Source organism: Natronococcus jeotgali DSM 18795, assembly GCF_000337695.1.
Lineage (GTDB): Archaea > Halobacteriota > Halobacteria > Halobacteriales > Natrialbaceae > Natronococcus > Natronococcus jeotgali.
This window is the reverse complement of record NZ_AOIA01000093.1, coordinates 1-23,733: the sequence shown is the minus strand read 5'-3', so window position 1 is coordinate 23,733 and position 23,733 is coordinate 1. Positions and strand designations below refer to the sequence as shown.

Here is a 23,733-nt window from a genome sequence, read left to right as displayed (position 1 = left end):
CTCGCGCCATCAGAGATGTGTATAAGAGACAGCCTCTGGGAAGCGAGCGACGCCGAGCTCCGAGACAACGCGATCACGACCGTCCGCGACGGCATCTACTACCAGTGGGCCGAGGGCGTCCACGCCGAGGGGAACGCGATGTGGGAGATGCGCTACGGCGTCCACTACATGTACTCGGACGACAACCGCCTCGAGAACAACACGGCCTTCGACAACGACGTCGGCTTCGCGTTGATGGTCTCGACCGGGCTGACCCTCGAGGACAACGTCGCGGTGAACAACGACGGCACGAGCGGCCACGGGATCCTGCTGAAGGACGTCGAGGACAGCGAGATCGTCGGCAACGAGGTCGTCGGCAACGAGAACGGTCTGTACGTCTACAACGCGCAGGACAACCGCCTCGTCGACAACCTCGTGCTCGAGAACGACGTCGGCGTCCACGTGACCGCCGGCAGCACCAACGCCGTCGTGGCGGGCAACAGCTTCGTCGCGAACGGCGAGGCCGCGTTCGCCGAGACGACCTCCCAGGCCCACTGGAACGGAACCGACCGGGGGAACTACTGGGCCGACGCGCGGACGACCGATCTCGACGACGACGGCGTCGGCGAGATCCGCCACCAGCCCGCGGGGACGGTCGAGCGACTGGTCCACGAGCGGCCGGGAGCGGCCGTCTTCGCCGAGAGCCCGGCCTTCGACGCGGTTCGGATGGCCGAGAGCTCGTTCCCGGTCGTCGAATCCCCCGGGATCGTCGACCACCGCCCGCTCGCCGAACCGCCGCACGACGAATGGAGGACATACTATGAAGATCACGATCACTGACGTACGCAAACGCTACGGCGACGTCGTCGCCCTGGACGGGCCATCCTTCGAGATCCCGTCCGGGTCGACGTTCGGCGTCCTCGGGACGAACGGCGCGGGAAAGACGACCCTCTTCGAGCTGCTGGTCGGGCACCACGAGCCCGACGCGGGGCGAATCGAGGTCGGCGGGCTCGACGTCGAGCGGGCGGGCCACCGCGTCCGCGAGCGCGTCGCTTTCCTGCCCGAACACGCCGGCTTTCCGTCGTCGATGACCGGTCGCGAGGTCCTGTCGGTCCACGCCCGCATCCGCGGGCTCGCAGACCGCGAGGCCCGCATCGACGACGCCCTCGAGACGGTCGGGCTGGCCGACGCGGCCGACCGGGCCGTGGAGGGGTACTCCAACGGGATGGAACGGCGCCTCGGGCTCGCGTCGGCGCTGCTGGCCGAGCCGCCCGTGCTCGTCCTCGACGAGCCGACCGCGGGGCTCGATCCCCGCGGCGTCGCCACGTTCCACGAGATCGTCGAGCGGATCGACCGCGAGACCGACGCGACCGTCGTCCTCTCCTCGCACGTCCTGAGCGAGGTCGAGCGGCTCTGTGACACCGTCGCCGTCCTCGAAGACGGCGAGCTCCGGACCGTCGGCGACGTCGACGAACTGCGAGCGGCGGGCGAGACCGTCACCGTCGTCCTGCAGTCGGCCGACGACCCCGCCCGACTCCTCGACGCCGTTCAGGGGTGGGGCGAGGTCGTCGAGACGACGAACGCGATCGAGGTGACCTGCGAGCGCGACGCCGCGTTCGATCTCCTCTCGGCGATCGACTCCGAGACGATCGATCGCTTCGAGGTCCGCGAACCCGGGCTCGAGGCGGCGTTCCGGAAGGCCCTCGCGACGGAGACGGCCGCTGGAGACGAACCCGCGGCCGAAACGGAGGTGGACGCGTGATGTCCGACGGGTCCGAACCGGAAGCCGCGGCTCCGGCCGCGCGAACGGAGCCGGCGCTGCGGTCGGACGGCGGGTACGAAACGGCCGCGAACGCTCGAGAGTCGTCGACGCGACGCCCGACCGCCGTCGACGGCGGGCGCTCGGGGAGCTGGTACCGACAGCTGTTCGTCGTCGCCGAAACCGAGTACCGACTCGCGGTTCGAGGCCGGTGGGCCGTCGCGCTCGCCGCGATCTTCGCCGCGTTCGCGCTCGGGCTGACGACGTTCAGCGGGGCGAGCGTCGGCCCCGAGGGGTTCGAGCGGACCGTCGCGAGTCTGGCCGCCCTCGCGGTGTATCTCGTCCCGCTGCTCGCGCTGGCGTTCGGTTACGACGTTATCGTCGGCCGGGAGGAAAGCGGCTGGCTCCAGACGCTGTTTTCGCTCCCGATCGACCGCTCGTGGATCGTCGTCGGCGCCGCGGTCGGCCGGGCGGTCGTGCTCGCGAGTGCGGCGGTTATCGGGTTCGGGATCGCCGGCGGCTTCCTGCTGTGGGAGTTCGGATTCGCGGGATTTGGCACCTACGTCGCCTTCCTGCTGGCCGCGGTCGGACTGGCCCTCGCGTTTCTGGCGATCGGCGTCCTCGTCTCGACCGTCGCCAGCGAGAAGACGCACGCTCTCGGAACGGCGCTGCTCGCCTGGGCGTGGTTCGTCCTCGTTCACGACCTGCTCGGACTCGGCGTGATCGCCGCGTTCGATCTCTCCGAGACCGCCGTCTCGGTCCTGTTGATGGCGAACCCGACCGGGATCTTCCGAGCGCTCGTTCTCGGCTCGCTTGGCGCCGCCGGCGACGCCGGCTTCGCCGCCGTCCTCGCCGAAACCGGCGTCTCGAGCCCGATCCTGATCGGGGCGTTGATCGCCTGGATCGTCGTCCCGATCGCGCTCGCGGCGATCGCGGTTCGGAGACGGCGCGTTTGACCCGTCTTCCGGAGGCGGTTCGATCGCGCCGCAGCGCTCCGGACGGCGATCGCTGGAGACGGCGCGATCGGTTGCTCCGTTTCGACCGTCTCCGCCGGGCGGCGCCGACGCGTGTCACCCCGTCCGCGGGGCGTTCCCCCGACGGGTTCAGCTGTCGTCGCCGACGAGCCGCGGCCAGTCCCAGTCGACGCCCTGCGCCGAGCGGAAGCCGATGCTCATCTCGCCGTCGATGCCGGCCGTCTCGCTCGTGGTCACCCCGCCCAGCGTCGCGCCCTCGAGATCCTGGATCCAGAACTCGACTCCCGCGTCGCTGTCGGCGACGAACCGACAGTCGACGGTCTCGCCGACGAGGCTCGGCAGCGTCGAGTCCTTCGCGAGGATCTCGGCCCCGTCGCCCGTCTCGCGGGCGATCCGTATCCCCCCGTTGGGATCGATGATGAGCCGCCAGCCGGGCGTCTCCGTCGACCAGACGTCCTCCTCCATCCCGAAGAGGATCCAGGGCTGGAAGGTGTTCGAGTTCGGCCGCACGAGGACCGATACCTCGCTTCCGTCCTCGGGGTAGTTCGAAAGCCCCTGCCCCGGGAACGACCGCACGTTCGAGTCGCCCTCCTGTCGAAGCCCCCGGCTCGAGTCCGGGTGCAGGGCCGCCTCCGAGACGACGGCGGCGTCGCCGGTTCCGTCGAGCGTCCACGACCGGTAGAGGTCGCCGCCGTCGTACCCCTCGAAGTCGTCGATCAGCAGCGCGTCCGAGCCCCCGAGCCCGCCGCTCTCGTCGACCTCGATCTCGTAGGCGGCGGTGTCCGCGCAGTTCGTAAGCGCGAAGGAGTAGACGGCGGTCTCTCCCGGCTCCGGTCCGGGCTCGTCGGCGTAGCGCGTACTCGAGAGCTCGGTGCCGCCCTCGTCGTAGATCCGCGCGGCGGCGTCGAGGGCGCGTTCCGAGTCGCCGGCGTTCTCGAGTTCGACGTGGACCTGACAGCGGTCGTCCGGGGAGTCGTCGGCCCGGGTGAAGGTGTGGCGCTCGGCCGAGAGGAACTCGCCCGCGGCGGCGGAGACGTCCACCTCGCCGTCGACGGACTCGTCTTCTCGCAGCTGTTCGTCGTCCGATTCGTTCGCGTCCTCCGACCGGCCGCCGCCCGCGGCACCGTCGCTGCCGTTCGTTTCGGACTCCCCCTCGTCGTCGGACCCCGAATCGCCGCAGCCGGCCAGCGCGATCGAGAGCGTCGTCCCGGCGCTCCCGAGTATCGTCCGTCGTCGCATACGCGAGTATCTATTCAACGGCGGAATAACAGTATCGAAACGACTCTCAGACTCCCTACCACGTCGTCACCGTCGCTCAGATCCCTCGGACGGGGTGCCGACGCCCGCCGGCCAGCCGGGCGGCTGCTCGGGCGAGGGGTCGGCGTGTTCGCGTTTCAACACCATCGGCGTCCGCTCGAGCGAGAGCACCTTCGTTCCGTCCTGATTGTACGCCCGGAGCTCGGTCGTGACGATCCCGACGTGGTCACGGGAGTCGCTCTCGCGTTTCTCGAGGACCTCGCTCTCCGCGTAGATCGTGTCGCCGTGGTAGACGGGGGCGTGGTGGCGAACCCGATCGTAGCCGAGGTTGGCGGTCGCGTTCACCGAGACGTCGATCACGCTCATCCCGACCGCGAGGGCGATGACGAACGTGCCGTCGACGAGGCGCTCGTCGAACTCGGTCTCGGCGGCGTAGGCCTCGTTGAAGTGCATCGGGTTGAGGTTCATCGTCACGTTCGTGAACCAGACGTTGTCGGTTTCGGTGACGGTTCGGCCGAACGGGTGTTTGTAGACGTCGCTGACCCGGAAGTCCTCGTAGTAGCGGCCGTGCCAGCCGGCGACCACGCGTCGCTCCGGTTCCTCCCGCCCGTCGACTGCACCGTCGGTGTCTTCGGTCATCGTGTCGTCCCGGACGGTTCCTCGAGGGCGAACTTGATCCTGCCGGCGGGAGCTTCGACGGTGTTTCCCGCTCCGCCACGGGGGACGAGGTCGCGTCGCGGTTGCGGCGATAACACGTACGAAATTCGAAAATTCAAGATTTGAGAGCCAGAAGGTTTTGGGGCCGAATCTATACCGATGTGGCGTGTCGGTAGAAGCGAACTCATGACCTCGATCGTCAACCTCGAGATTTCGGGCGAGGGAACCGGACTCGCCGAACTGGTCGACGCGGTTCCGTCGCTGACGTGCGAAGCGGAGGCGACCATCGCCTCGAGCGGGCGCGATCTCTGGCTCTCGGGCGCCCCGAAGGCGGAGATCGAAGCCGGGATCGCCGCCGCCTCGGCGATCGACGACTACGCCCTGATCGATGGAGCCGAGGGGAAGTGGCTGTACAACGTCGAGTTCGCTCCGGAGACGATCGACGTCTTCGAACTGGTCCTCGAGGAGGGCGGGACGATCCTCGAGGCGTCCGCACCGAACGGGTCCTGGGTGCTCGACATCCGCGTCGAGGACCGCAGCGACGCGAGCTCGATCTACGATCGGTTCGAGGACCGCGAGCTCGAGCCGACCATCATCCGCCTGTTCGATACGACCGGGGGCGCTCGATCGCAAACGGGGCTCACGGAGAACCAGTACGAGACGCTGGTCGCCGCGATCGATCACGGCTACTTCGAGATTCCGCGACGGGTGTCGATGCAGGAACTCGCCGAGGAACTCGATATCTCCCACCAGGCGCTCTCCGAGCGCCTGCGTCGCGCGTACCGATCGCTGGTCACCGCGGAACTCGACGTGACGACCGAGGAGGCCGATTCGGCTCGCTCCCCGACGCTCTCGGACTGACGGCCGCGTCGGTTCGAGGACGGTCGTCGAGCTTGCAAAGGGAACCCGAGGAGTAACGTCGATAGCCCCGTTTTCCGCGAACGATGCAAAAGCGCTGTCTGAACTGCGACTGGACGATTCGCGGACCGGAATCCAGCCGGAGCGACGAACGGGCCCGCGAGACCCTCGAGCACTTCACCGAGACGGGACACACGATCGTGACCCTCCCCGAGCCGATGAACGCCGAACTTCCCGGGTGACGTTCTCGCAGCAGCCGTCGTTTTCGAGCGCACTCGAGCGCCGGCGAGGACAGCGAGTCGTCGCCCACTCGAGACCCGGGCGACTCGCCGAGCTCGAGGTTGCGGTAGGCGGGACTCGCTCCGACGGGCGCAGACAGCTTTATAGCGCGCACCGTGGTCGTGGTGGTCGTTGGCACTGACCAACGGGTGGACGACGATGCCAGAAACACGATTCGAAGTCGACACGAGCAGCGATCCGGACGACCAGCCGGGCCCGACGCCCCACAACCGGTGGCACCCGGACATCCCGGCGACGGTTTCGGTGGAACCGGGCGAAACCTTCCGGCTCGAGATGCTCGACTGGACAGGCGGGCAGATCGGCAACGACGACGATCCCAACGACGTCCGGGACGTCGAACTCGAGCAGGTGCACTACCTCAGCGGCCCGGTCGAGGTCGAGGGCGCCGAACCGGGGGACCTCCTCAGGGTCGACCTGCTGGACCTCGGCCCGCTTCGGGACATGGAGTGGGGGTTCAACGGAATCTTCTCCCAGCAAAACGGCGGCGGGTTCCTGACCGATCACTTCCCGGACGCCGCGAAGACGGTCTGGGACGTCGAGGGAACCGTCGTCTCCTCCCGGCACGTCCCCGACGTCAGGTACGAGGGGAAGATCCACCCGGGACTGATCGGTACCGCGCCCTCCCGCGAACTGCTCGAGGAATGGAACAGCCGCGAGGGAGAGCTGATCGACAGGCACATGGACGATCCGGAGTCGATCCGGAACCACCCCACGGGGGAGTCGGAGCCGCCGGTGGCAAACCCGCCCACCGAGGAGGCCGCGCTGATGGGCGAGATGGACCCCGACGAGGCCGAGGAGGCCGCGGCGGAGGGCGCTCGGACCGTTCCCGGACGGGAGAACGGCGGCAACTGCGACATCAAGGACCTCTCGCTGGGGACGACGATCTACTTCCCGGTCTACGTCGAGGGCGCGAAGCTCTCGATGGGCGACATGCACGCCTCGCAGGGCGACGGCGAGATCTCCTTTTGCGGCGGGATCGAGATGGCCGGCTACGCCGACCTCCGGGTCGACGTCGTCAAGGACGGAATGGAGAAACACAGCGTCGACCACCCGATCTTTCAGCCGGGCCACCGCGGACCCGACTTCTCCGACTGGGTCACCTTCGAGGGGTACTCGGTCACCGAGGACGGCGAACAGCGGTACATGGACGCCCACGTCGCCTACCGCCGGGCCGCCCTCGAAGCCATCGACTACCTCGCGAACTTCGGCTACAGCCGCGAGCAGGCCTACATGCTGTTGAGCACCGTCCCCGTCGAGGGACGGATCAGCGGCATCGTCGACGTGCCGAACGTCTGCGCGACGCTGTCGCTCCCGAACGAGGCCTTCGAGTTCGACATCACACCCGACTCGCTGGGCAGCGTCGAGGACCGCAGCCGGGACGTCGTCACGGACGACCCGCTCTGAGATCGACGGCCCGACCCGACGTCTCCCTGCGGAGCGAAGTCGATCCCGGGACGGCCGTCCGCAAGCCGACGCGGGAACATGTTCGACGGGACGTAGACGGACGAGGCGACCGTACCGGAAACCGAGATGAATCCCCTCTCAGGTTTCCGCTCCGGCGGCGCGAACGAGGACCAGTACGACGGATGGGACGAGTTCGTTCCGGCGAACGTTCCCGAGCCGGGGCCGTTCCTCGAGGACTATCGCGTGCTCGAGGACGAGGACCACGTCGCCGTCCACGAGTGCGCGCGGGAACTGTTCGAGGAGCGGGGCGTCTACGACGCCACCTTCGGGTACAACCTCGCGAAGCTGAACCTCGATCGGCGCCATCCCGACGCCGGGTTTCGGTACGCGCTCGAGGACGACGGCGTCCTGCGGGCCGAGTTCACGCCCACGACCGAGTTCTGTCCGCAGGCCGACGCGCTCCTGAAGGGCGCGTTCCGGGCGTGGAACGATCGCGACGGCGACCGCGAGTACGATCTGATTCGCGTTCGCGTCCGCCCGTCCCACAACCAGACGGGATCGATCAACGACGCGCTCGAGGCGGCCGAACGGCGGTTCCGCGAGACCAGGACCGTCGAGTTCGAGCCCGAGCACCCGCAGTAGCTCTCGGCCAGCGGTACCGAATCGATCCAGCGGGTCGGCGCCCGCGTCTCGGGCAGTACCGCGCCGACGACGAGTCGTTCCGAAAACTCCGGCCGGAGATCGAGGCCCTCGACGGGGACGACGCGTCGCCGACCGAACCGGTTCGGCCGAACGTCCAACCGGGGCCAGGCCGAACGGTCGGTCATGTCCCGAACCGACGGCGAACGGGTCCTCGACGTCCGCGAGGTCGACGGCCCGCCGTTCGACGAGATCTCGACCGCGCTGACCGACCTCGAGGACGGCGAACGGCTCCGGCTGATCGCGCCGTTCGAGCCGCGCCCGCTCTACGAGGTCCTCGAGGAGCGGGGGTTCGAGTACGATCCCGAACGAACGGGCGACGGACTCTTCGAGGTGCTGATCGCCGACTCCCTCGAGTAGCCGACCGCTCCGACGAGGACGTTCCCCGGGATCGACGGCCGCACTGTCGCCACTGACGGCGAACGTGTTCGTCCCAATCTGCATACCGACGCGACAACTACCTCGAGTCGCATGACACGACTCGACGTCCGCGAGATCCCGCCCGTGAACAGGCATCCGACCATCCACGACGCCTTCGCGGAGCTGGAACCCGGCGAGGAGCTGACGATCGTCAACGACCACGAGCCGAAGCCCCTCTTTTACGAGTTCCAGGCCGAGGTCGAGGCGTTCGATCCCGACGGCTACAGCGTCGAGCGCGTCGCCGACGAGAAGTTCGTCGCGACGTTCCCGAAGCGCGCGGACTGATCCGGGTTCGGTGCTCGTCGGCGCGACCGCGTTCCGATCGACGGTCTCGAGCTCGCCGGCGACGGCCAACGGGCGAACGTGTTCGGAGCCAACTCGAGGGTCGTGGCGATCCTCGGTTCGAGTATGAACGTACCCGATGGCGTTCGAACGGATCGCGGACCGCCGATGGCGATCCCGTTCCAGTACTTCGTCGTCGCGCTGGGGTTTCTGGTCGCGGGCGCCGTCGGCGGCGTCCTGTCGAGTCTCGCGGCGCTGCCGGGGCTGGGGTCGCCGGCGTACGCCCACCTCCTGCTCGTGGGCTGGATCTGCCTGACCATCATGGGCGCGATGACCCAGTTCGTCCCCGTCTGGTCGGGCGTCGAGATCCACTCGCGACGGCTCGCGACGGTGCAGCTGTGGCTCGTTGCGGTCGGGCTCGTCGGACTCGTCGCCTCGCTGCTGGCCCTCGCGCTGGAGTTGCTGCCCGTCTTCGCCGCGCTCATGCTCGCGGGGATCTGGCTGTTCGTCTACAACGTCGGGCGAACGCTGCTGCGGGCGCGCCCGTTCGATTTCACCGAGCGACACTTCGCCGTGGCGCTCGCGTCGTTCGCGGCGCTCGCGGCGCTCGGATTCGTCCTCGCGCTTGATTTCGCGCTCCCCGTCCTCGAGCCGGTTGCGCTCGATCGCGGCGACGTGCGCGGAGCCCACGTCACCCTGGCGGTATTCGGCGCGGTGACCGCGACCGTCGTCGGCGCGATCGCACAGCTCGGGACGATGTTCACACAGACCGGGACCGACCCGCTCTACCGCGGCCTCGAGGGCCTCGAGCAGGCGACGTTTCCGGTCGGGCTGATCCTGTTGGCGCTCGGACGCGGCGCCGGGTCGACGACGGTCGCGACCGTCGGCGCCGTCGGCGTCCTCGTCGGGCTCCTCGCGGTCGCGCTCGTGCTTGTCCGTCGGCTGGCCGCCTCGTCGACCGACGCCAGCCCGATGACCGACCGCTACTGGATCGTCGCCGCCGCGCTGTTCGCCTGGATCGGGCTCGCGGCGCCCGCGTGGTTGCTCGATCCGATCGGACCGGGGCGGGTGTTGGGCTACCCTGACGCGACCGCCCTTCTCGTGTTCGGGGTCTTCGGATTCGTCGTCGTCGGGACCCTCTACCACGTGGTTCCCTTTATTATCTGGATCGAACGCTACAGCGACCGCGTCGGACTCGAGCCGGTGCCGATGATCGACGACCTCTACAGCCGCCGGCTCGAGCGCGCCGACCTCGCGGCGACGGGTCTCGGCGCCGCGGGGCTGGTCGTCGGCGAGTTCCTCGGATTGGCGACGCCGGTCGTCGCCGCGTCGGCCACGGCGCTCGGCGTCGGGTTCTGTCTGTTCGTGTCGAACATGCTGTTGACGGTTCACCGGCACGATCCGAACGGACTGGGGTACGTTCTCCGTCCTCGCCTCGACCCCACGGAACCGACGGTCGCGGAAGGAGCCGACGCGCCCGAACCCGATCGCGACCGGAGCTGAGCACGCCCCGCGAGGGGCCCGAACTCGTTCGGGGCGGAATAGAGGCCCGACGAGCTCCAACGATCGGACATGACGAGCCACCGATCGGTCGTCGCTCGAACCGACGCCCCGACCGACCGCCGTCGAACGGTGCTCGACGTTCGCTCGCTGGGACCGCCCGATCCGCTCCGGCGGACGCTCGAACGGTTGGCCGAACTCCCCGACGAGACCGTCCTCGTCCAGCGGAACGACCGCGCGCCCCAGTTTCTGTACCCGAAACTCGAGGACAGAGGGTACGCCTACGAGACGGTCGAAACCGACGAGGAGGTCGTCACGGTCGTCTGGCGCGGGTGACGGTCCCGCGGAGAGAAACGTACGTCCCTCGTCGGATCCGGATCTTCGCTCGAAAAGGCGGGGCGTCCGCGGGGGAATTTCTTAGATGAGGCTCAAAGCTATCAGTCTTACATCTGTATCTTAGATGGGTTAGATAGGAACGTTTCATACCCAGGATCGCCAGCGAGCCCGTACGAGTTCGTCGGTCCGTTCGATCGAGCGGTGACGCGACGAAATCACCGATTTCGTTCCCGGGACTGTCGGAGTACGGCGGTCGAGGTGTATCCGTATTCGTCCAATTTCGGATCGGATATTCCCGTTACAATAAGACATTCGTAAGATTCTAGTACGGAGTCTGAGTGACGTCACGTAATGACCTACGAATACCTGAACGAAGAACTGGTGAACGCGTTGCTCGGGGACGGCCGCGCGAGCCTCCGGAGCCTCGCCGAGGATCTCGACGTCTCCGTCACGACCGTCTCGAACCGCCTCTCGGACCTCGAGGAGGAGGGCGTCATCCAGGGGTACACACCGATCGTCGACTACGGCGCCGTCGGCTACGACGTCACCGCGGTAATGCAGCTCAAAGTCGAGGGGGATGCGCTCGCCGAGATCACGGAGACCTTGCGCGAGCACCCCCAGATGGTCTCTGTCTACGAGGTGACGGGCGACTACGACGTGATCGCGATCGGCAAGTTCGAGGACACCGACGACATGAACGATCAGATCAAGTCGCTGATCACCGATCCGGCCATCAACCAGTCCAACACCAGCATCGCGCTCAACGCCGTCGCCGAGAACGAGCAGTTCGAACTCGAGACCGACGTCGACGACTGATCGACGACCGGTCAGTCCGTTTGCTGTGCAGCCTCGTCGAGAAGAACGAGCGCGCCGCCGAGCAGGGCGACGTTCTTGCAGAAGTGGATCTTGTTCGCCTGCCGCTCCTCGCCTTCCATCGTCCAGAAGTCGTGGATCTGCGGCGTCGTTCCGAGGAAGAAGACGATCACGGCACCAGCCGACGCGCGCGGGAACTTCCAGAAAACGATCCCCAGGTTGGCGACGAACAACAGTCCGGTGACGAACGGGACGAGCAGTTCCGGTGCGGGAACCCCCTTCTCGCGGGATATCTCGACGCGTTTCTCGTTGTTTCGAAAGCCGTCGACGGCCATGTACACGAGTGTCGCACCGTACAGCAGGCGACCCGGTCTGGACGGCGGGGTAGATGTGTCGGTCATGCGCTCTCAGACGACCTCGATTCGGCTGACGTTCGCGTCGATCCGGCCGACGGTGGAGTACGTCCCGTCCTCGTTTCGCCGCATGAGCCTGCCCTCGACGTCGTCGCGTTGGTCGGGGACGTCGAAGAGCCCGGAGCCACAGATCACGTCGCCGTCGTACACGGCCCACGTCTCGACGATCTCGTGGGGTTCGCCGGGGTAGGAAACGCGTTCGAAGTCCCGTCCGAAGTTCGTCGATTCGAACAGCGCCGCCTCGTGTTCGTCGTCGACCCACGCCGGCGGCGCCTCCTCGCCGCCACAGAAGAACACCCGTCCGTCGTGGACGAACACCCGCCTGATGTAGGAGAAATCGTTCCCGGTGTCGAGTCGGGTCCAGGAGTCCCCGGCGTCGGTCGTCCGGTAGAGGCCGCCGACGCCGACCGCGTGGCCGAGCCCGAGGTTCTCGAGGTCGTGATCGAGATACCCCGTCGTCGCGAGCCAGACGTCCGCCGAGATCGGCAGAATCTGGTGGACGTCGTCGACGATCGTATCCCGGCGATCGAGCCAGGTCTGGCCGCCGTCCGTGCTCAGATGGATCCCCCCTGCTTCGACGCCCGCGACGAGTCGCTCCGGTCGACCGGGGACGGCCTCGAGGGCGCGCAGTCGTGCGTAGTGGGGATCGATCGGCGACTCCCAGTGGCCGCGCGAGGGGAGTTCTCGGAAGCCCTTCAGCTCCGACCACGTCTCGCCGTCGTCGATCGAGCGGTAAATGTACGGGTCGTTCGTGCCGGCGTACAGCGCCCCGTCGGCAGTCGCGAGGATCGACCACACCTCGCTCCGGCCGGCGTGCCAGAAGCGGTCGCCGAGGGGGACCTCGAGGTCCTCCCAGGTTCGGCCGCCGTCTCTCGAGCGGTACGCCCCGGTCGACGACGCGACGAACGCGCCGTCGGCGTGGTCCCACGAACGGACCGCCGTTACCACCCCGCAGTCGAGGACCCGTTCCGCCTCGTCCCGTTCGAACGGAATCCCGCCGACCCGGTACAGGCCGTCGTCCGTCCCGATCAGCAGCACCATATGGGTTATGTTACTTTGTCACATAATAAAGTTTTACCACTCTGTAAAACACTACGTGTATTCGCCGACGATAGCGAACTCGTCACGATCACGCCAGGCTCGCCCGCGACGAAGGAGATGCACATGTCACCGACACACCCGACGAAACGACCGACCGATGCAGCGCACCTCGACGAACGCTCCCCCGACGTACCAACGGACCTCCTGAACCTCCCCTGGATCGACGTCCACAACCACGCGCACACCCTCTCGTGGACGGATCGCGAGCGGTACGCCCTCTCGGGGTGTGAGGCGATGGTGATGGTCGCCTCGGGGTACCACTGGACGCCCTACAAGCCCGTCAGAGCCGAGGACGTCCGGTACCTGTGGGACGACGCGCTCAACCGCCGCGCAGCGATCGAGCGAAACCACTTCTTCGAGGCCAACCTCGGGCTGGGGATCCACACGGGCGTTCGCATCGAGGATCCCGACAAGGCCCTCGAGGCGATGGCCGACTACTGCGCGCTCGAGGAGGTCGTCGCGATCGGCGAAACTGGCGTCACCCCCACCCAGCACGTCAGTAGCTGGGACCTCGACGAGCAGCGCGCGATCGTCCAGGCCCAGATGGAGCTCGCGGCCGACCACGAGCTGCCGGTGCTCCTCCACACGCCGAACACCTCGAGCGACTCGGATCGGTCGTACCGAGAGGGAATCGGAACGCCGGGCTACGAGAAGAACCCCGGCCTGGGCCAGGAGCCGGTGATCGACGCCGAGAACCCGGCGCTCGAGGCGGTGAAGATCGACGTCGAGGCGGCTCGGGACGCGGGCCTCGACGAGGAGCAGGTCGTCGCCTCCCACGCGGACGGGAACAATACAGCGTATCTCATGGAGGAGACCGACTGCTACCTGAGCTACACCATCGGACACTCGTGGCTGATCGGCGTCGACGCGGCAGACGTTGCGGACGCGATCGACGAGTTCGGCCCCGAGCGGATCATGGTCGACACCGACTGTGCGAACGTGCTCCGGACCGATCCCTTCGCGTTGAAGCGGGCCATCCTCGAGCTCTATCGCTACGGGATCGACGAGGAGGCGATTCGGCGGGTGGTGCTCGAGAATCCGCGCGAGGTGTTCGATATCGGGCAGTAGTTGTAGGCTTTTTAGCGGTGACGGACGAGATGTCGGTCACGCCTCCGCTTCACGCGCTTGTCCGATCACGAGGCGGCCGCCTCGCCTGCACGTCCCACCGCACTCAGGTAACTGGACACCCAAGTGCTCAAGGCCACTGCCGCCCCGGTCAGAAGGCCGATTCGCATCCCGAGTTTCGTTCCGCCGACCACACTGGCGACGGCGGTCGCGACTACACACGCGACGAAACCACTCAGGAGGCTTTCTCTTACGGCCATGCGTTCGCTAGTCCAGCCGGAATGGAAAGCGTATCGGCAGGGAACCGAAAAGCCCACCCGAGCGCGCGTGGGTTCTGGGTTAGGTATCGAACGCGCAGCTATTGGTGAGTTCACCGAGCCCTTCAACGCCGATCGTCACCTCGTCGCCGTCCTCGAGCAGCACGGGCGGCTCTCGGTAGACGCCGACGCCCGGCGGCGTGCCCGTGAAGATGAGATCGCCCGGTTGCAGCGTGAACGCCCGGCTGCAGAACGACACCAGTTCGTCGACGCCGAAGACGAGGTTCGCGGTCGTCGACTCCTGCAGTCGATCACCGTTGACCTCGGCCCAAATCTCGAGGTCGTGGGGGTCGTCGACCTCGTCCGCGGTGACGAGCTCCGGTCCGATCGGGGCGAAGCCGTCGAGGCTCTTGCCGCGAACCCACTGGCCGTCGCCGTGCTGGAGGTCCCGCGCCGAGACGTCGTTGCCGACGAGATAGCCCGCGACGTGCTCGAGGGCCTCCCCCTCGTCGACGCGGCGCGCTTCCTCGCCGATGACGACGACGAGTTCGGCCTCGTAGTCGACCTTCTCGGTGAGTTCGGGATCCCAGCTGATCGTGTTCCCGGGTCCGGTCACGGTCGTCGGGAACTTCGAGAAGAGGACGGGTTCGTCGGGAATCGGGTTGTCACCCTCCTCGGCGTGGTCCCGGTAGTTGAGCCCGACACAGACCACCTTCTGCGGATCGTGTACCGGTGCGAGCCGATCGACGTCGTCGAGGTCGTAGACTCCGGTTCCCGTCTCCTCGGCGTGCTCGACGGCCAGTTCGGCCTTCCGTCGCCACCCCCAGCCGGCCAGCAGCTCGGTGCTCGAGCGAGGCAGGTCGACGCCGGCGGCGGCGCCCGCCTCGGCGAGGTTGACGACCGTTTCGTCGTCGGTTCTGGCACCACACCAGGGCTGTTCTCCGTCCGTCGTCGCGTATTGTCCGAGTCGCATCGTGAGTGGATTCGTGGAGGATAGTTACTCGAGGTCGAGCCCGGCCTCGTCGAGCAGCCGTTCGCCGGAGGCGACGAAGCGGTCGAACTCTTCCTCGACGAGGGGGTTGCGCAGCTCGCCGTCGCGCTTGACCGGTTCGCCGTCGACGAGCACGGTGTCGATGTGGGACGGATCCGACTGGAAGACGACGGTCTGGATCGGGTCGTGACACGGGGCAGTCATGAAGTCGTCCGTACGGATCATGACGATGTCCGCGCGCTTGCCGGGCGTGAGCGAGCCGATCTCGTCCTCCATGCCCAGCGCCCGCGCCCCTTCGATGGTGGCCATCTCGAGGGTGTCCCGCGCGGTGGTCTGTACCTCGGTGACCGCCGAATCGCCCTCGAGGATCGCCTGGTTCTCGAACATTCGCTGGACCTGCAGGCCGATTCGCATCTGCGTCGCCATGTCGCCGCTGATGTCCGAGCAGACGTCGACGCCCCACGCCGGTCGGCCGCCGGCCTCGAGGACCTTTCCGGTGACGGGGATGCCGTGGCCCATCTGCATCTCGACTTCGGGCGTCGCCGAGAACGAGACCCCCTGCTCGACGGCGTGGTCGACGTCTTCCTGAGAGAAGTGGTTCCCGTGGGCGACGTTGACGTCCGGACCGAGCATATCCTCGATCGCACCGAACCCCTGGTAGTCGTCGCCGTAGACCGACGAGGGCCAACACGCGGCGCCCATGTGGAGCGTGGCGACGGCGTCGAGTTCGCGGGCCAGTTCCAGATCGCCACGGGCGGTCTCGTCGGTACAGAAGTCCGGCCCCCGGAGTCCGAGCCCGAGGCTGAGCAGGTCGTCGTCGCTGATCCGCTCGCCGTAGAACTCGCGGATCTGCCCCTCGGGGAGGCCGACGTCGCTGTCGAACCACCACGTCGCCGCGTCGTCACCCGGCGGCCCGTATGTGTACACCGCGCGCAGTCCGGCGTCCTGGAGCGCGTCGACGGCCCGTTCGGCGTGCTCGAGCGAGTTGGGGTACGACCAGTCCAGGGCCGTGGTCGTCCCCGTGTAGAGCTTCTCCAGTGCGCCGAAGAGGCCGCCGAGGTACATGTCCTCGGGTCGGTAGAGTCCGGTGATGTTGCCGAGCATGTGATCGAAGTACTCTCCCATGAGCGACCAGTTCCCGGCGATACCACGTACCTGGGTCTGTGCGAGGTGAATGTGCGAGTCGACGAACCCCGGCAGGACGATGTGGTCGCTCGCGTCGATCTCCTCGGCGTTCGACGCGCTCAGCCCGCGCCCGATCTCGACGATCTCGCCGTCCTCGATCAGCACGTCGGCTTCGTCCAGCTCGCCGATTTCGGGGTCGAGCGAGACGACGGTACCGCCCTGGATGTGTGTCTGTGTCATGCGCGGCCTGACAGACTGACCGCGGGGACAAAAGTTTACCGTCCGGTAAACTCCCGATCGCCGGAGCAATCGAACTATATATCGTTCGAACGGAGAGAACGTATGAGCGAGTCCGACGGGAGCGCCTCCGACAAGGACACCCAGGAGGTGATCATGGAGGCGACGTTCCGTGCGCTGAGCGAGCACGGGTACAAAGACCTCAGGATGCGCCACATCGGCGAAGAGATGGAGTTGACCCGACAGGTGATCCACTACCACTACGACGGCAAGTACGACCTGCTGTCGTCGTTTCTGGAGTACGTCATCGAGCAGTACGAGGGCAGCGTCGAAGTGGCGGCCGACGCGGATCCCCGGACGGAACTCGACGCGCGGATCGATCAGTGCCTGTTCGGCCCGGAGTTCGAGGAGTTTACCCACTGGGATCGGATGCGAGTCTACCACGAGCTGTACGCGTATGCGCAAAACGACGACCGCCACCGGGAGGTGTTCAACGAGCACTACGCCCGCATTCGAGGAAGCATCGTCGAGGTGATCGAGGCGGGAATCGAGCGCGGCACCTTCCGCGAGGTCGACGCCGAGCGAATGGGCCAGCTCATCACGGACCTGATCCACGCCGCGCGCGGCCGTCGGATCGCGCTCGGGCACGAGGACGCCCCCGAGGAGACTCGCCGAGCCATCGACGAGTTCGTCCTCGATTCGCTGCGTACCGACGGCTGAGGACGCGTCGTTCCCGTCCGAACGAGTCCGTTCGCTACTCCTCGCGGAGTCGCTTCGAGAGCCGATCGAACCGGTCCTGTGGACGCTCCCGGCGCTCTCGTTCACGGTCGGTCGGCGCTCGAGTTCGACGATGTGCCGCCGTATGACCGTCGCGTCGAACAGCGCACTCCCGTCGGTACTCTCCGGGAGCGTCTCGAGGTCGGCGTCTAACTGGTCGACGACCTCGGCGTCCCACTCGCGGAGAACGACGACCGTAGTTCCGGCGGCGAGACGGTCGACGGCGCAGGTAACGGAATTCCGACGGTCGTCGAGCGCTCGCGTCTCGCCCCGACCGAACAATCCGGCGTCGTCGGCCGCAGCCGTGGCGTGGTCGATCGGACCGCCCTCGGCTCGTACCGTTATCCGAAGCGACTTCGACCCGGCGGCGGATCCACGACACAGCCTACGCGCTACCGCGACCGTCGACGGCTGCGAGAGCGAGCCGAGAGGATCGAGCGGCGAATCCGCGGAACGCTAACCCCTCGTTTAGAAATGATCGTAGTTCGATACCTGTCCGTATTTGACTTGTGAGTATTCCGTTCTCGACCACTATCGTAGGAGATGAGCGTCGCCATCGAGGACGATTGGATGCTCCATCTTACACAGGATTCGTCGGAAACGGTTTTCGAGGATTCCGACTATCGGGCCCAGTAACCGATTCTTGGACGTAGTGACGGACCGCTCGATCGGCCGTTTCAGGGGACGCGTTTCAGTATCGACCGTCGCTATCCAAGCACTAGTATTTCGTACAATACACAATTCTACTCTGGTAGAATAATGATGAGTTTCGTATATATCCCGTTTTCAGAGTGGACGAAAACGTTTCAGTACGGGGTCGTCGTAGAACCGACAGGCGTTCCCCTCCCTCCAACGGTGACGGCCCCGGACCGACTCGGCCTCGTCTCGTTCGACGGGGTTACGAGCATCATCGTGCGGCTCGAGAGGGAACTCGAGGCGGGCGATCGAGTGGCCCTCGACGCTCGCGACGGTATCGAGTCGTCGGGGCTCGTGGGGGCTGACTCGGAGCGATGGTAAGAGCGCGGCGGGCAATTCGCCTCAGATCGAGTGTTCGATGTAGAGTTCGAGTTCGTTGACGGCGCTGAGCACCCGCTCCGGCAGTTCCTCCGTAAGCTGCTCGCCCTTGACGCGGTGTGCGGGCCCGGAGACGCTCAGCGCGCCGATCACCTCGCCGGCCGAGTTCGTCACCGCCGCGCCGACCGCGTGAACTCCCTCGGTCGTCTCCTGCCGATTGAAGGCGTACCCGCGCTCGCGGATCCGTTCGCACTCCTCCTCGAGTTCGGCACGCGTCGTGATCGTGTTCTCGCTCACGCCGTGGAGGCCGTGGGTGGCGACGATCTCGTCGACCCGTTCGGGAGACGTGTTCGCGAGGATCGATTTGCCGGCGGCGCTCGTGTGGAGCGGACCCCGCCGGCCGATGTGCGCACCCGTCTGCACCGCGCTCTGTCCGACCTCGGTATAGAGGTAGACCCGTTCGCCGGCCTCCTCGACGATAAACTGCGCGCGCTCCCCGGTCTCGGCCGCCAGCACGTCGACCTTCTCTTTGATCATCGGGTACGCAGTCATCGTCCGCTGTGCGTGCCCGCCGACGGTGAGAAACTGGAGTCCGATTCGATAGGTTCCGTCCGACTGAACGACGTAGTTGTGCTCGCGGAGGGTAACGAGGTGTCGATGAACGGTGCTCGGCGACAGTCCCAGATGCTCGGAAATCTCGTCGATCGTTCCCCCGCGTAGTTCGCGAATCGCGTCGACGATCGCCAACGACGTTTCGGTCGTTCGCGCCCCCGTTTTGGGTTTGTTTGCCATGAGAGGTGCTGTGTATCGAGAGATCATAAATGATGGTGTTCTCTCCAGGGACGGTCGGCGTCGGTGCTCCAGCCCCCGATCCGAGGATCCGGGACGGGTTGCACGCGAAACGCACAGCGTATCCGGCCGATCCTCCATAATTCAGTACATCATTGGTTCACGCTATCATCCTACAGCCCTTTTATTACAAAAGTACTTTTGTAAACCGATCGTGTCGACGTGGATACCGTCACGTGTTCTCAAATCGGGGCACCGAAATCACCTCCTTCAACTGATCTACATTGCGATCCCGAATATTCGGGTCTATCCGAGGAGCTACTCCTTCCGCGTCGGCCCGTGAAATCCATAGCTCGTGGTCGAGAGGAGGTCTCGAGACTATCCGAATATTCGGGAGCGAAGCGACGTCGACGGCTGCTCCGGTAGGGAACCGGTTAAGTGATATCGGAACGGTTCGTTGTAACATGCCAGGAATCTCCGTGCGCCGAACGATAGTGGTGGGCAGCCGTGGATGAGAACGATCGATCGATTACGGGGTTTACGATGCTCGCACACGGGATCTTTCACACTTACGAGCTGAGCATCCCGATCTTCATCGTCATCTGGCTCGACGCGTTCGAGGTGTCGGCGTTCGTCCTCGGACTCGTCGTCAGCGTCGGCTACGGACTCATCGGCGTCGGTGCGATTCCGAGCGGTCTGCTCTCGGATACGTACGGCTCGCGTCGACTGATCGTCGCGTCGATCGTCGGCATGGGCGGGGGGTTCTTCCTGCTCGCGCTCGCGCCGAACGTCTACGTGTTGATGGCGGCGATCGTTGCCTGGGGCATCGCCGCGAGCGTCTACCACCCCGCCGGGCTGTCGCTGATCAGCCGCGGCGCGAAAAACCGCGGGACGGTGTTTGCCTACCACGGCGTCGGCGGCAACATCGGAACCGCGTTCGGTCCGCTGCTGACCGCGTCGTTGCTGCTCGTTCTCGACTGGCGGCTGGTCGTCGTCGTCCTTACGATTCCGGCCGTCGCCGTCGTCGCGTTCGGATCGCTGATCGAGTTCGACGAAGGCGTCGCGGCCGCCGCCGACGGCGGGGACGGCTCGAACGACGAGCGGTCGTCGATGGAACTCGAGTCGATCGTCGACGACTCGCGGCTCCTTCTCACCGCGGGGTTTCTGCTTACGTTCGCCGCGGTCATGATCTACGGAGTCTACTACCGGGGACTCCTCACCTTCCTGCCCGACATGATCGGCGGTCTCCCCCGGTTCGAGACCTACGAGATCTTCGGACGGGAGGCCGAGCCGGCCCAGTACGTCTACACGGGGATACTGATGGTCGGGATCCTCGGCCAGTACGCCGGCGGACGGATCACGGATCACGTCCGGACGGAGTACGCGTTCCTCTCGTCGCTGACCGTCCTCGGGATCCTCGCGTTCACCTTTATTCCCTCGGTTGACTGGGGACTCGCGCCGTTCCTGCTGGTCTGTGCCGCCATCGGCTTTTTCCTCTACGCGACCGCGCCGATCTATCAGGTGGTGATCGCGGAGTACGCGGCCGCCGACGTCCACGGCCTCTCCTACGGCTACGCCTACCTCGGGATGTTCGGCTTCGGCGCGGCGGGGGCCGCGCTCGCCGGTTCGTTGCTCACCTACTCGAGCGAGACCGTCCTGCTAGCCACGCTGGGCGCACTCGCGCTGGTCGGCGCCGGGATCGTCGCGGCGTTACTTGTACTGCACAGTGAGAATGAGTAACTAACAACAAGATTTAATACCGTAATCTCGCATGCTTGCTGTATGGTAGCTAGAGCTGTCGGTGGAATTCTCGACGGTATTACCGTCGTCGATCTGACGACGTTCGTGACGGGCGGGTTCGCGACGTTGATGCTTGCGAACCAGGGCGCAGAGGTGATCAAGATAGAGCGACCGACCGTCGGCGACGACAGTCGTCACTCCGGACCGCCGTTCGTCGACGTCACCGACTACGAGGAGGAAGGACGGGCGGCGTCCGAACACGGCGAATCGCCGTACTTCTGGACGGTCAACTACGACAAGCAAAGCGTCGAACTCGACCTCAAGTCCGAGGAGGGGTACGAGATCTGTCGGGAGCTGATCGACGAGGCCGACGTCGTCGTCGAGAACTTCAGACCGGGCACGGCCGAACGGCTCGGACTCGGGTACGAGGAGCTGGCCGAGGACCACCCCGGGCTCGTCTACTGTTCGATCTCCGCGTTCGGTGACTCCGGTCCCTGGAGCACCCGTCCCGGCTACGACCTGCTGATCCAGGGGATGAGCGGCATGATGAGCGTCACCGGCCCCGAGGACGGCGAGCCCGTCAAGGTCGGGCTCCCGCAGACGGACCTGATCACCGCGATGTGGTCCGCGTTCGGGATCGTCAACGCGCTCTACCGGCGCGAACGAACCGGCGAGGGCGAGCGCGTCGAACTCGGAATGCTCGACGCGGCGCTGCCCTGGCTGACCAAACAGGCCGCGAAGGCGTTCGTCGGCGAAGAGCCGGGTCGGATGGGAACGAAGGATCCCGTCCTCGCACCCTACCAGAGCTACCCGACCGCCGACGGCTACCTGAACGTCGCCTGCGGGAACCAGAAACTGTGGGAACAGCTCTGTGCGGAGATCGGCCGCGAGGAACTCGCCACCGATCCCCGGTTCGAATCCAACGCCGATCGGGTCGAGAACATGGACGCCCTCGAGGATGAACTCGCCGAAACGTTCGCCGAACGCACCACCGACGAGTGGGTCGAACGCCTCGCCGAGGATGCGGACCTTCCCGTGGGGCCCGTCTACGGCGTCGGCGAGGCGCTGGACAACGAACAGGTCGAGGCGCGGGGCGCAGTCGACACCCTCACCCACCCCGCTGCCGGTGAGATCCCGATCCTCGAGCACCCGCTGAACTTCTCGGAATCCGAGAGCGGGTTTGACGAGGCGCCGCCCATGCTGGGCGAGGACACCGAGGCGGTCGTCGAGGCGCTCGGGTACTCGGAGCAGGAGATCGAGGAACTCCGCGAGAAGGGCGTGCTATCCGGATAGACCGAGCGAGGGGGGAGCGACCGCCTCTCGGGAGCGGTCACACCGTCGAACCGAACCGGGGCGCCTGACCCCGCTACGTCGAGAGCGGAAGCCCGAAGGACCGCGGCGATAGCCCCGCATACGGCCGAAAACGGCTGTAGGCGTCGAAGGGTTTATGATAGTGGTCGGAAGTAGGAGTAGGTAGCCTTCGCCGGAGCAACCACTATGGACGTCAATCAAGCGATCGCGCGCACCCTGAAAGAGGAAGGAGTAGAGTACCTGTTCGGATTCCCGAGCAACCCGCTTTTCGACACCGGTGCGGCCGAGGAGGAAGGGATTCGAACCATCATCACCAGACAGGAACGGACCGCCGTCCACATGGCCGACGCCGTGGGACGGCTGAGTTCGGGCGACCGCGTCGGCGCGTTCGCGTGCCAGCACGGACCCGGAACGGAGAACTCGTTCGGCGGCGTCGCGCAGGCCTACGGCGAGTCCGCGCCGATCGTCGCGATTCCGGCCGGCTACGACGAGGCCAAGACCGACGTCGACCCCAAGTTCAACTCGCTGGTCAACTACCAGCACGTGAGCAAGTCCTGCGAACAGCTGACGAAACCCGACGCCGTCGGCGAGACGATGCGTCGCGCGTTCAGCGCGGCCCGAAACGGTCGCCCTCGTCCGGCCGTCGTCGAAGTGCCCAAGGACGTCTTCTACACGGATCTCTCCGAGGAGTTCGAGTATCACCCGACGTCGTCGAACCGAACTGGCCCGGATCCGAACGGCGTCGAGGAGGTCGCGGACGTCCTGCTCGAGGCCGAGAACCCCGTCATCTTCGCCGGGCAGGGCGTCCACTACGCCGAGGCGTGGGACGAGCTGCGAGAGCTTGCCGAGACGCTCGAGGCACCCGTCGCGACCAGCCTCAACGGCAAGAGCGCGTTCCCGGAGGACCACCCGCTGTCGCTGGGCGCCGCCAGCAAGAGCGAACCGGGCCAACTCGCCCACTTCATGCGCGAGACCGACGTGCTCTTCGGCGTCGGCTGTAGCTTCACCGAGACCGCCTACGGGCTCACCGTTCCCGACGGACCGACGATCGTTCACTCGACGCTCGACTCGACGGACATCGACAAGGACGTCGAGTCCGACTACTCGCTGGTCGGCGACGCCAAGCTGACCCTCGACGCGCTGGTCGGTTCGATCGACGCGCAGGTCGACGACTCCCGCGGTCGGTTCGACGACGTCGTCGGCGAGATCGAGGACGCACGCGAGGGGTGGCTCGAGGAGTGGCGGCCGAAGCTCACATCGGGGGAGACGCCGATCAACCCCTACCGCGTGATCCACGAACTCACGAACGTCCTCGAGGCCGAAGATACGATCATCACCCACGACGCCGGCAACCCGCGGGACTTCCTGGCGCCGTTCTGGGAGTCGACCGAGCCCCTGTCGTACATCGGCTGGGGGAAGACGACCCAGCTGGGGTACGGGCTCGGGCTCGCGATGGGTGCGAAGCTGCTTCACCCCGACAAGCACTGCATCAACCTCATGGGCGACGGCGCGATCGGAATGACCGGGCTGGACTTCGAGACGGCCGCCCGCGAGGAGATCCCGATCCTGACGATCCACCTGAACAACTACGAGATGGCCTCCTACGATACCCCCTTCTCCGGGGACTTCGCCGACGTCGGCGAGGCGCTGGGCGGTTACGGCGAGCGCGTCGAGG

General features: G+C 66.3%; 25 protein-coding genes. 18 read left to right on the top strand and 7 right to left on the bottom strand.

Annotation, left to right across the window (positions count from 1 at the left end):
- The 3 genes from C492_RS10130 to C492_RS10120 form a co-directional block, all read left to right on the top strand.
- Positions 1-819: NosD domain-containing protein (locus C492_RS10130; RefSeq protein WP_193364853.1), on the top strand; the 819-nt coding region annotated here is incomplete at its 5' end.
- The gene (locus tag C492_RS10125; protein WP_008423081.1) at positions 800-1,741 is read left to right on the top strand and encodes an ABC transporter ATP-binding protein; all 942 of its coding nucleotides are present in this window, start codon (positions 800-802) and stop codon (positions 1,739-1,741) included. The genes C492_RS10130 and C492_RS10125, both read left to right, overlap by 20 nt.
- Entirely contained in the window at positions 1,741-2,694 is a 954-nt protein-coding gene (locus C492_RS10120; RefSeq protein ID WP_008423080.1) for an ABC transporter permease, read from the top strand. The genes C492_RS10125 and C492_RS10120 overlap by 1 nt, the downstream gene beginning before the upstream one ends.
- Positions 2,695-2,841: 147 nt before the next feature.
- Here the strand turns inward: C492_RS10120 and C492_RS10115 are convergent, their stop codons facing one another.
- Together C492_RS10115 and C492_RS10110 are read right to left on the bottom strand one after the other, a co-directional pair.
- On the bottom strand, positions 2,842-3,951 hold the full coding sequence (locus C492_RS10115) for a hypothetical protein (protein ID WP_008423079.1): 1,110 nt from the start codon (positions 3,949-3,951) through the stop codon (positions 2,842-2,844).
- 66 nt (positions 3,952-4,017) lie between these two features.
- Entirely contained in the window at positions 4,018-4,608 is a 591-nt protein-coding gene (locus C492_RS10110) for a MaoC family dehydratase (RefSeq protein WP_008423077.1), read from the bottom strand.
- 204 nt (positions 4,609-4,812) lie between these two features.
- Between C492_RS10110 and C492_RS10105 the strand changes: the two genes are divergently transcribed.
- From C492_RS10105 to lrp, 9 genes are all read left to right on the top strand, one after another.
- Positions 4,813-5,487, top strand: coding sequence for a helix-turn-helix domain-containing protein (locus C492_RS10105; protein WP_008423075.1), 675 nt, complete (start codon positions 4,813-4,815; stop codon positions 5,485-5,487).
- An 83-nt stretch (positions 5,488-5,570) separates the two neighbouring features.
- On the top strand, positions 5,571-5,726 hold the full coding sequence (locus C492_RS24585; RefSeq protein WP_169333449.1) for a hypothetical protein: 156 nt from the start codon (positions 5,571-5,573) through the stop codon (positions 5,724-5,726).
- A 196-nt stretch (positions 5,727-5,922) separates the two neighbouring features.
- The gene (fmdA, locus tag C492_RS10100; protein WP_008423073.1) at positions 5,923-7,188 is read left to right on the top strand and encodes a formamidase; all 1,266 of its coding nucleotides are present in this window, start codon (positions 5,923-5,925) and stop codon (positions 7,186-7,188) included.
- A gap of 126 nt (positions 7,189-7,314) precedes the next feature.
- A complete protein-coding gene (locus C492_RS10095; RefSeq protein WP_008423070.1) occupies positions 7,315-7,830 on the top strand; it encodes a hypothetical protein in 516 nt (171 codons plus the stop codon).
- Positions 7,831-8,013: 183 nt separating this feature from the next.
- The gene (locus C492_RS10090) at positions 8,014-8,247 is read left to right on the top strand and encodes a DUF2249 domain-containing protein (RefSeq protein WP_008423068.1); all 234 of its coding nucleotides are present in this window, start codon (positions 8,014-8,016) and stop codon (positions 8,245-8,247) included.
- Positions 8,248-8,358: 111 nt separating this feature from the next.
- Complete coding sequence (locus tag C492_RS10085; protein ID WP_008423066.1) at positions 8,359-8,592, top strand: DUF2249 domain-containing protein; 234 nt, start codon at positions 8,359-8,361, stop codon at positions 8,590-8,592.
- 123 nt (positions 8,593-8,715) lie between these two features.
- Positions 8,716-10,092: a heme-copper oxidase family protein gene (locus C492_RS10080; RefSeq protein ID WP_049892963.1), complete on the top strand. Its 1,377-nt coding sequence runs from the start codon at positions 8,716-8,718 to the stop codon at positions 10,090-10,092.
- A gap of 69 nt (positions 10,093-10,161) precedes the next feature.
- Positions 10,162-10,425, top strand: a complete 264-nt coding sequence (locus C492_RS10075) for a DUF2249 domain-containing protein (RefSeq protein WP_008423063.1) — start codon at positions 10,162-10,164, stop codon at positions 10,423-10,425.
- A 351-nt stretch (positions 10,426-10,776) separates the two neighbouring features.
- The gene (lrp, locus tag C492_RS10070) at positions 10,777-11,241 is read left to right on the top strand and encodes an HTH-type transcriptional regulator Lrp (protein WP_008423061.1); all 465 of its coding nucleotides are present in this window, start codon (positions 10,777-10,779) and stop codon (positions 11,239-11,241) included.
- Positions 11,242-11,252: 11 nt separating this feature from the next.
- Here the strand turns inward: lrp and C492_RS10065 are convergent, their stop codons facing one another.
- Both C492_RS10065 and C492_RS10060 read right to left on the bottom strand, forming a co-directional pair.
- Positions 11,253-11,639: a DoxX family protein gene (locus C492_RS10065; RefSeq protein WP_049892962.1), complete on the bottom strand. Its 387-nt coding sequence runs from the start codon at positions 11,637-11,639 to the stop codon at positions 11,253-11,255.
- A 6-nt stretch (positions 11,640-11,645) separates the two neighbouring features.
- A complete protein-coding gene (locus C492_RS10060; protein WP_008423058.1) occupies positions 11,646-12,692 on the bottom strand; it encodes a WD40/YVTN/BNR-like repeat-containing protein in 1,047 nt (348 codons plus the stop codon).
- Between the two features lie 123 nt (positions 12,693-12,815).
- Between C492_RS10060 and C492_RS10055 the strand changes: the two genes are divergently transcribed.
- Entirely contained in the window at positions 12,816-13,820 is a 1,005-nt protein-coding gene (locus tag C492_RS10055; RefSeq protein WP_008423057.1) for a TatD family hydrolase, read from the top strand.
- Positions 13,821-14,156: 336 nt separating this feature from the next.
- Here the strand turns inward: C492_RS10055 and C492_RS10045 are convergent, their stop codons facing one another.
- Positions 14,157-15,047: a fumarylacetoacetate hydrolase family protein gene (locus C492_RS10045; RefSeq protein ID WP_008423055.1), complete on the bottom strand. Its 891-nt coding sequence runs from the start codon at positions 15,045-15,047 to the stop codon at positions 14,157-14,159.
- Positions 15,048-15,071: 24 nt separating this feature from the next.
- The gene (locus C492_RS10040) at positions 15,072-16,430 is read right to left on the bottom strand and encodes an amidohydrolase family protein (protein WP_008423053.1); all 1,359 of its coding nucleotides are present in this window, start codon (positions 16,428-16,430) and stop codon (positions 15,072-15,074) included.
- Between the two features lie 102 nt (positions 16,431-16,532).
- Between C492_RS10040 and C492_RS10035 the strand changes: the two genes are divergently transcribed.
- Positions 16,533-17,147, top strand: a complete 615-nt coding sequence (locus C492_RS10035) for a TetR/AcrR family transcriptional regulator (RefSeq protein WP_008423051.1) — start codon at positions 16,533-16,535, stop codon at positions 17,145-17,147.
- 912 nt (positions 17,148-18,059) lie between these two features.
- Complete coding sequence (locus C492_RS24205) at positions 18,060-18,221, top strand: hypothetical protein (RefSeq protein WP_160166983.1); 162 nt, start codon at positions 18,060-18,062, stop codon at positions 18,219-18,221.
- Between the two features lie 21 nt (positions 18,222-18,242).
- On the opposite strand, the gene C492_RS10030 is transcribed toward C492_RS24205, so the two are convergent.
- Positions 18,243-19,010 carry an IclR family transcriptional regulator gene (locus C492_RS10030; RefSeq protein ID WP_008423049.1) on the bottom strand — a complete coding sequence of 256 codons (768 nt, stop codon included), beginning with the start codon at positions 19,008-19,010 and terminating at the stop codon, positions 18,243-18,245.
- A 504-nt stretch (positions 19,011-19,514) separates the two neighbouring features.
- On the opposite strand from C492_RS10030, the gene C492_RS10025 reads away from it, so the two are divergent.
- The 3 genes from C492_RS10025 to C492_RS10015 form a co-directional block, all read left to right on the top strand.
- Positions 19,515-20,747 carry an MFS transporter gene (locus tag C492_RS10025; RefSeq protein WP_008423047.1) on the top strand — a complete coding sequence of 411 codons (1,233 nt, stop codon included), beginning with the start codon at positions 19,515-19,517 and terminating at the stop codon, positions 20,745-20,747.
- Positions 20,748-20,789: 42 nt separating this feature from the next.
- On the top strand, positions 20,790-22,040 hold the full coding sequence (locus tag C492_RS10020; protein ID WP_049892960.1) for a CaiB/BaiF CoA transferase family protein: 1,251 nt from the start codon (positions 20,790-20,792) through the stop codon (positions 22,038-22,040).
- A gap of 204 nt (positions 22,041-22,244) precedes the next feature.
- On the top strand, positions 22,245-23,733 hold a 1,489-nt coding region (locus C492_RS10015; protein WP_008423043.1), incomplete at its 3' end, for a thiamine pyrophosphate-requiring protein.

Bases quoted from the DNA above. Each gene is read 5' to 3' on its own strand.
- C492_RS10040 (WP_008423053.1), bottom strand. From the start codon at position 16,430: ATGACACAGACACACATCCAGGGCGGTACCGTCGTCTCGCTCGACCCC.
- C492_RS10045 (WP_008423055.1), bottom strand. From the start codon at position 15,047: ATGCGACTCGGACAATACGCGACGACGGACGGAGAACAGCCCTGGTGT.
- C492_RS10085 (WP_008423066.1), top strand. From the start codon at position 8,359: ATGACACGACTCGACGTCCGCGAGATCCCGCCCGTGAACAGGCATCCG.
- C492_RS10105 (WP_008423075.1), top strand. From the start codon at position 4,813: ATGACCTCGATCGTCAACCTCGAGATTTCGGGCGAGGGAACCGGACTC.
- C492_RS10035 (WP_008423051.1), top strand. From the start codon at position 16,533: ATGAGCGAGTCCGACGGGAGCGCCTCCGACAAGGACACCCAGGAGGTG.
- C492_RS24585 (WP_169333449.1), top strand. From the start codon at position 5,571: ATGCAAAAGCGCTGTCTGAACTGCGACTGGACGATTCGCGGACCGGAA.
- C492_RS10120 (WP_008423080.1), top strand. From the start codon at position 1,741: ATGTCCGACGGGTCCGAACCGGAAGCCGCGGCTCCGGCCGCGCGAACG.
- C492_RS10020 (WP_049892960.1), top strand. From the start codon at position 20,790: ATGGTAGCTAGAGCTGTCGGTGGAATTCTCGACGGTATTACCGTCGTC.
- C492_RS10075 (WP_008423063.1), top strand. From the start codon at position 10,162: ATGACGAGCCACCGATCGGTCGTCGCTCGAACCGACGCCCCGACCGAC.
- C492_RS10060 (WP_008423058.1), bottom strand. From the start codon at position 12,692: ATGGTGCTGCTGATCGGGACGGACGACGGCCTGTACCGGGTCGGCGGG.
- C492_RS10080 (WP_049892963.1), top strand. From the start codon at position 8,716: ATGAACGTACCCGATGGCGTTCGAACGGATCGCGGACCGCCGATGGCG.
- C492_RS10110 (WP_008423077.1), bottom strand. From the start codon at position 4,608: ATGACCGAAGACACCGACGGTGCAGTCGACGGGCGGGAGGAACCGGAG.
- C492_RS10125 (WP_008423081.1), top strand. From the start codon at position 800: ATGAAGATCACGATCACTGACGTACGCAAACGCTACGGCGACGTCGTC.
- C492_RS10030 (WP_008423049.1), bottom strand. From the start codon at position 19,010: ATGGCAAACAAACCCAAAACGGGGGCGCGAACGACCGAAACGTCGTTG.
- lrp (WP_008423061.1), top strand. From the start codon at position 10,777: ATGACCTACGAATACCTGAACGAAGAACTGGTGAACGCGTTGCTCGGG.
- C492_RS10055 (WP_008423057.1), top strand. From the start codon at position 12,816: ATGTCACCGACACACCCGACGAAACGACCGACCGATGCAGCGCACCTC.
- C492_RS10115 (WP_008423079.1), bottom strand. From the start codon at position 3,951: ATGCGACGACGGACGATACTCGGGAGCGCCGGGACGACGCTCTCGATC.
- C492_RS10090 (WP_008423068.1), top strand. From the start codon at position 8,014: ATGTCCCGAACCGACGGCGAACGGGTCCTCGACGTCCGCGAGGTCGAC.
- C492_RS10065 (WP_049892962.1), bottom strand. From the start codon at position 11,639: ATGACCGACACATCTACCCCGCCGTCCAGACCGGGTCGCCTGCTGTAC.
- C492_RS10095 (WP_008423070.1), top strand. From the start codon at position 7,315: ATGAATCCCCTCTCAGGTTTCCGCTCCGGCGGCGCGAACGAGGACCAG.
- fmdA (WP_008423073.1), top strand. From the start codon at position 5,923: ATGCCAGAAACACGATTCGAAGTCGACACGAGCAGCGATCCGGACGAC.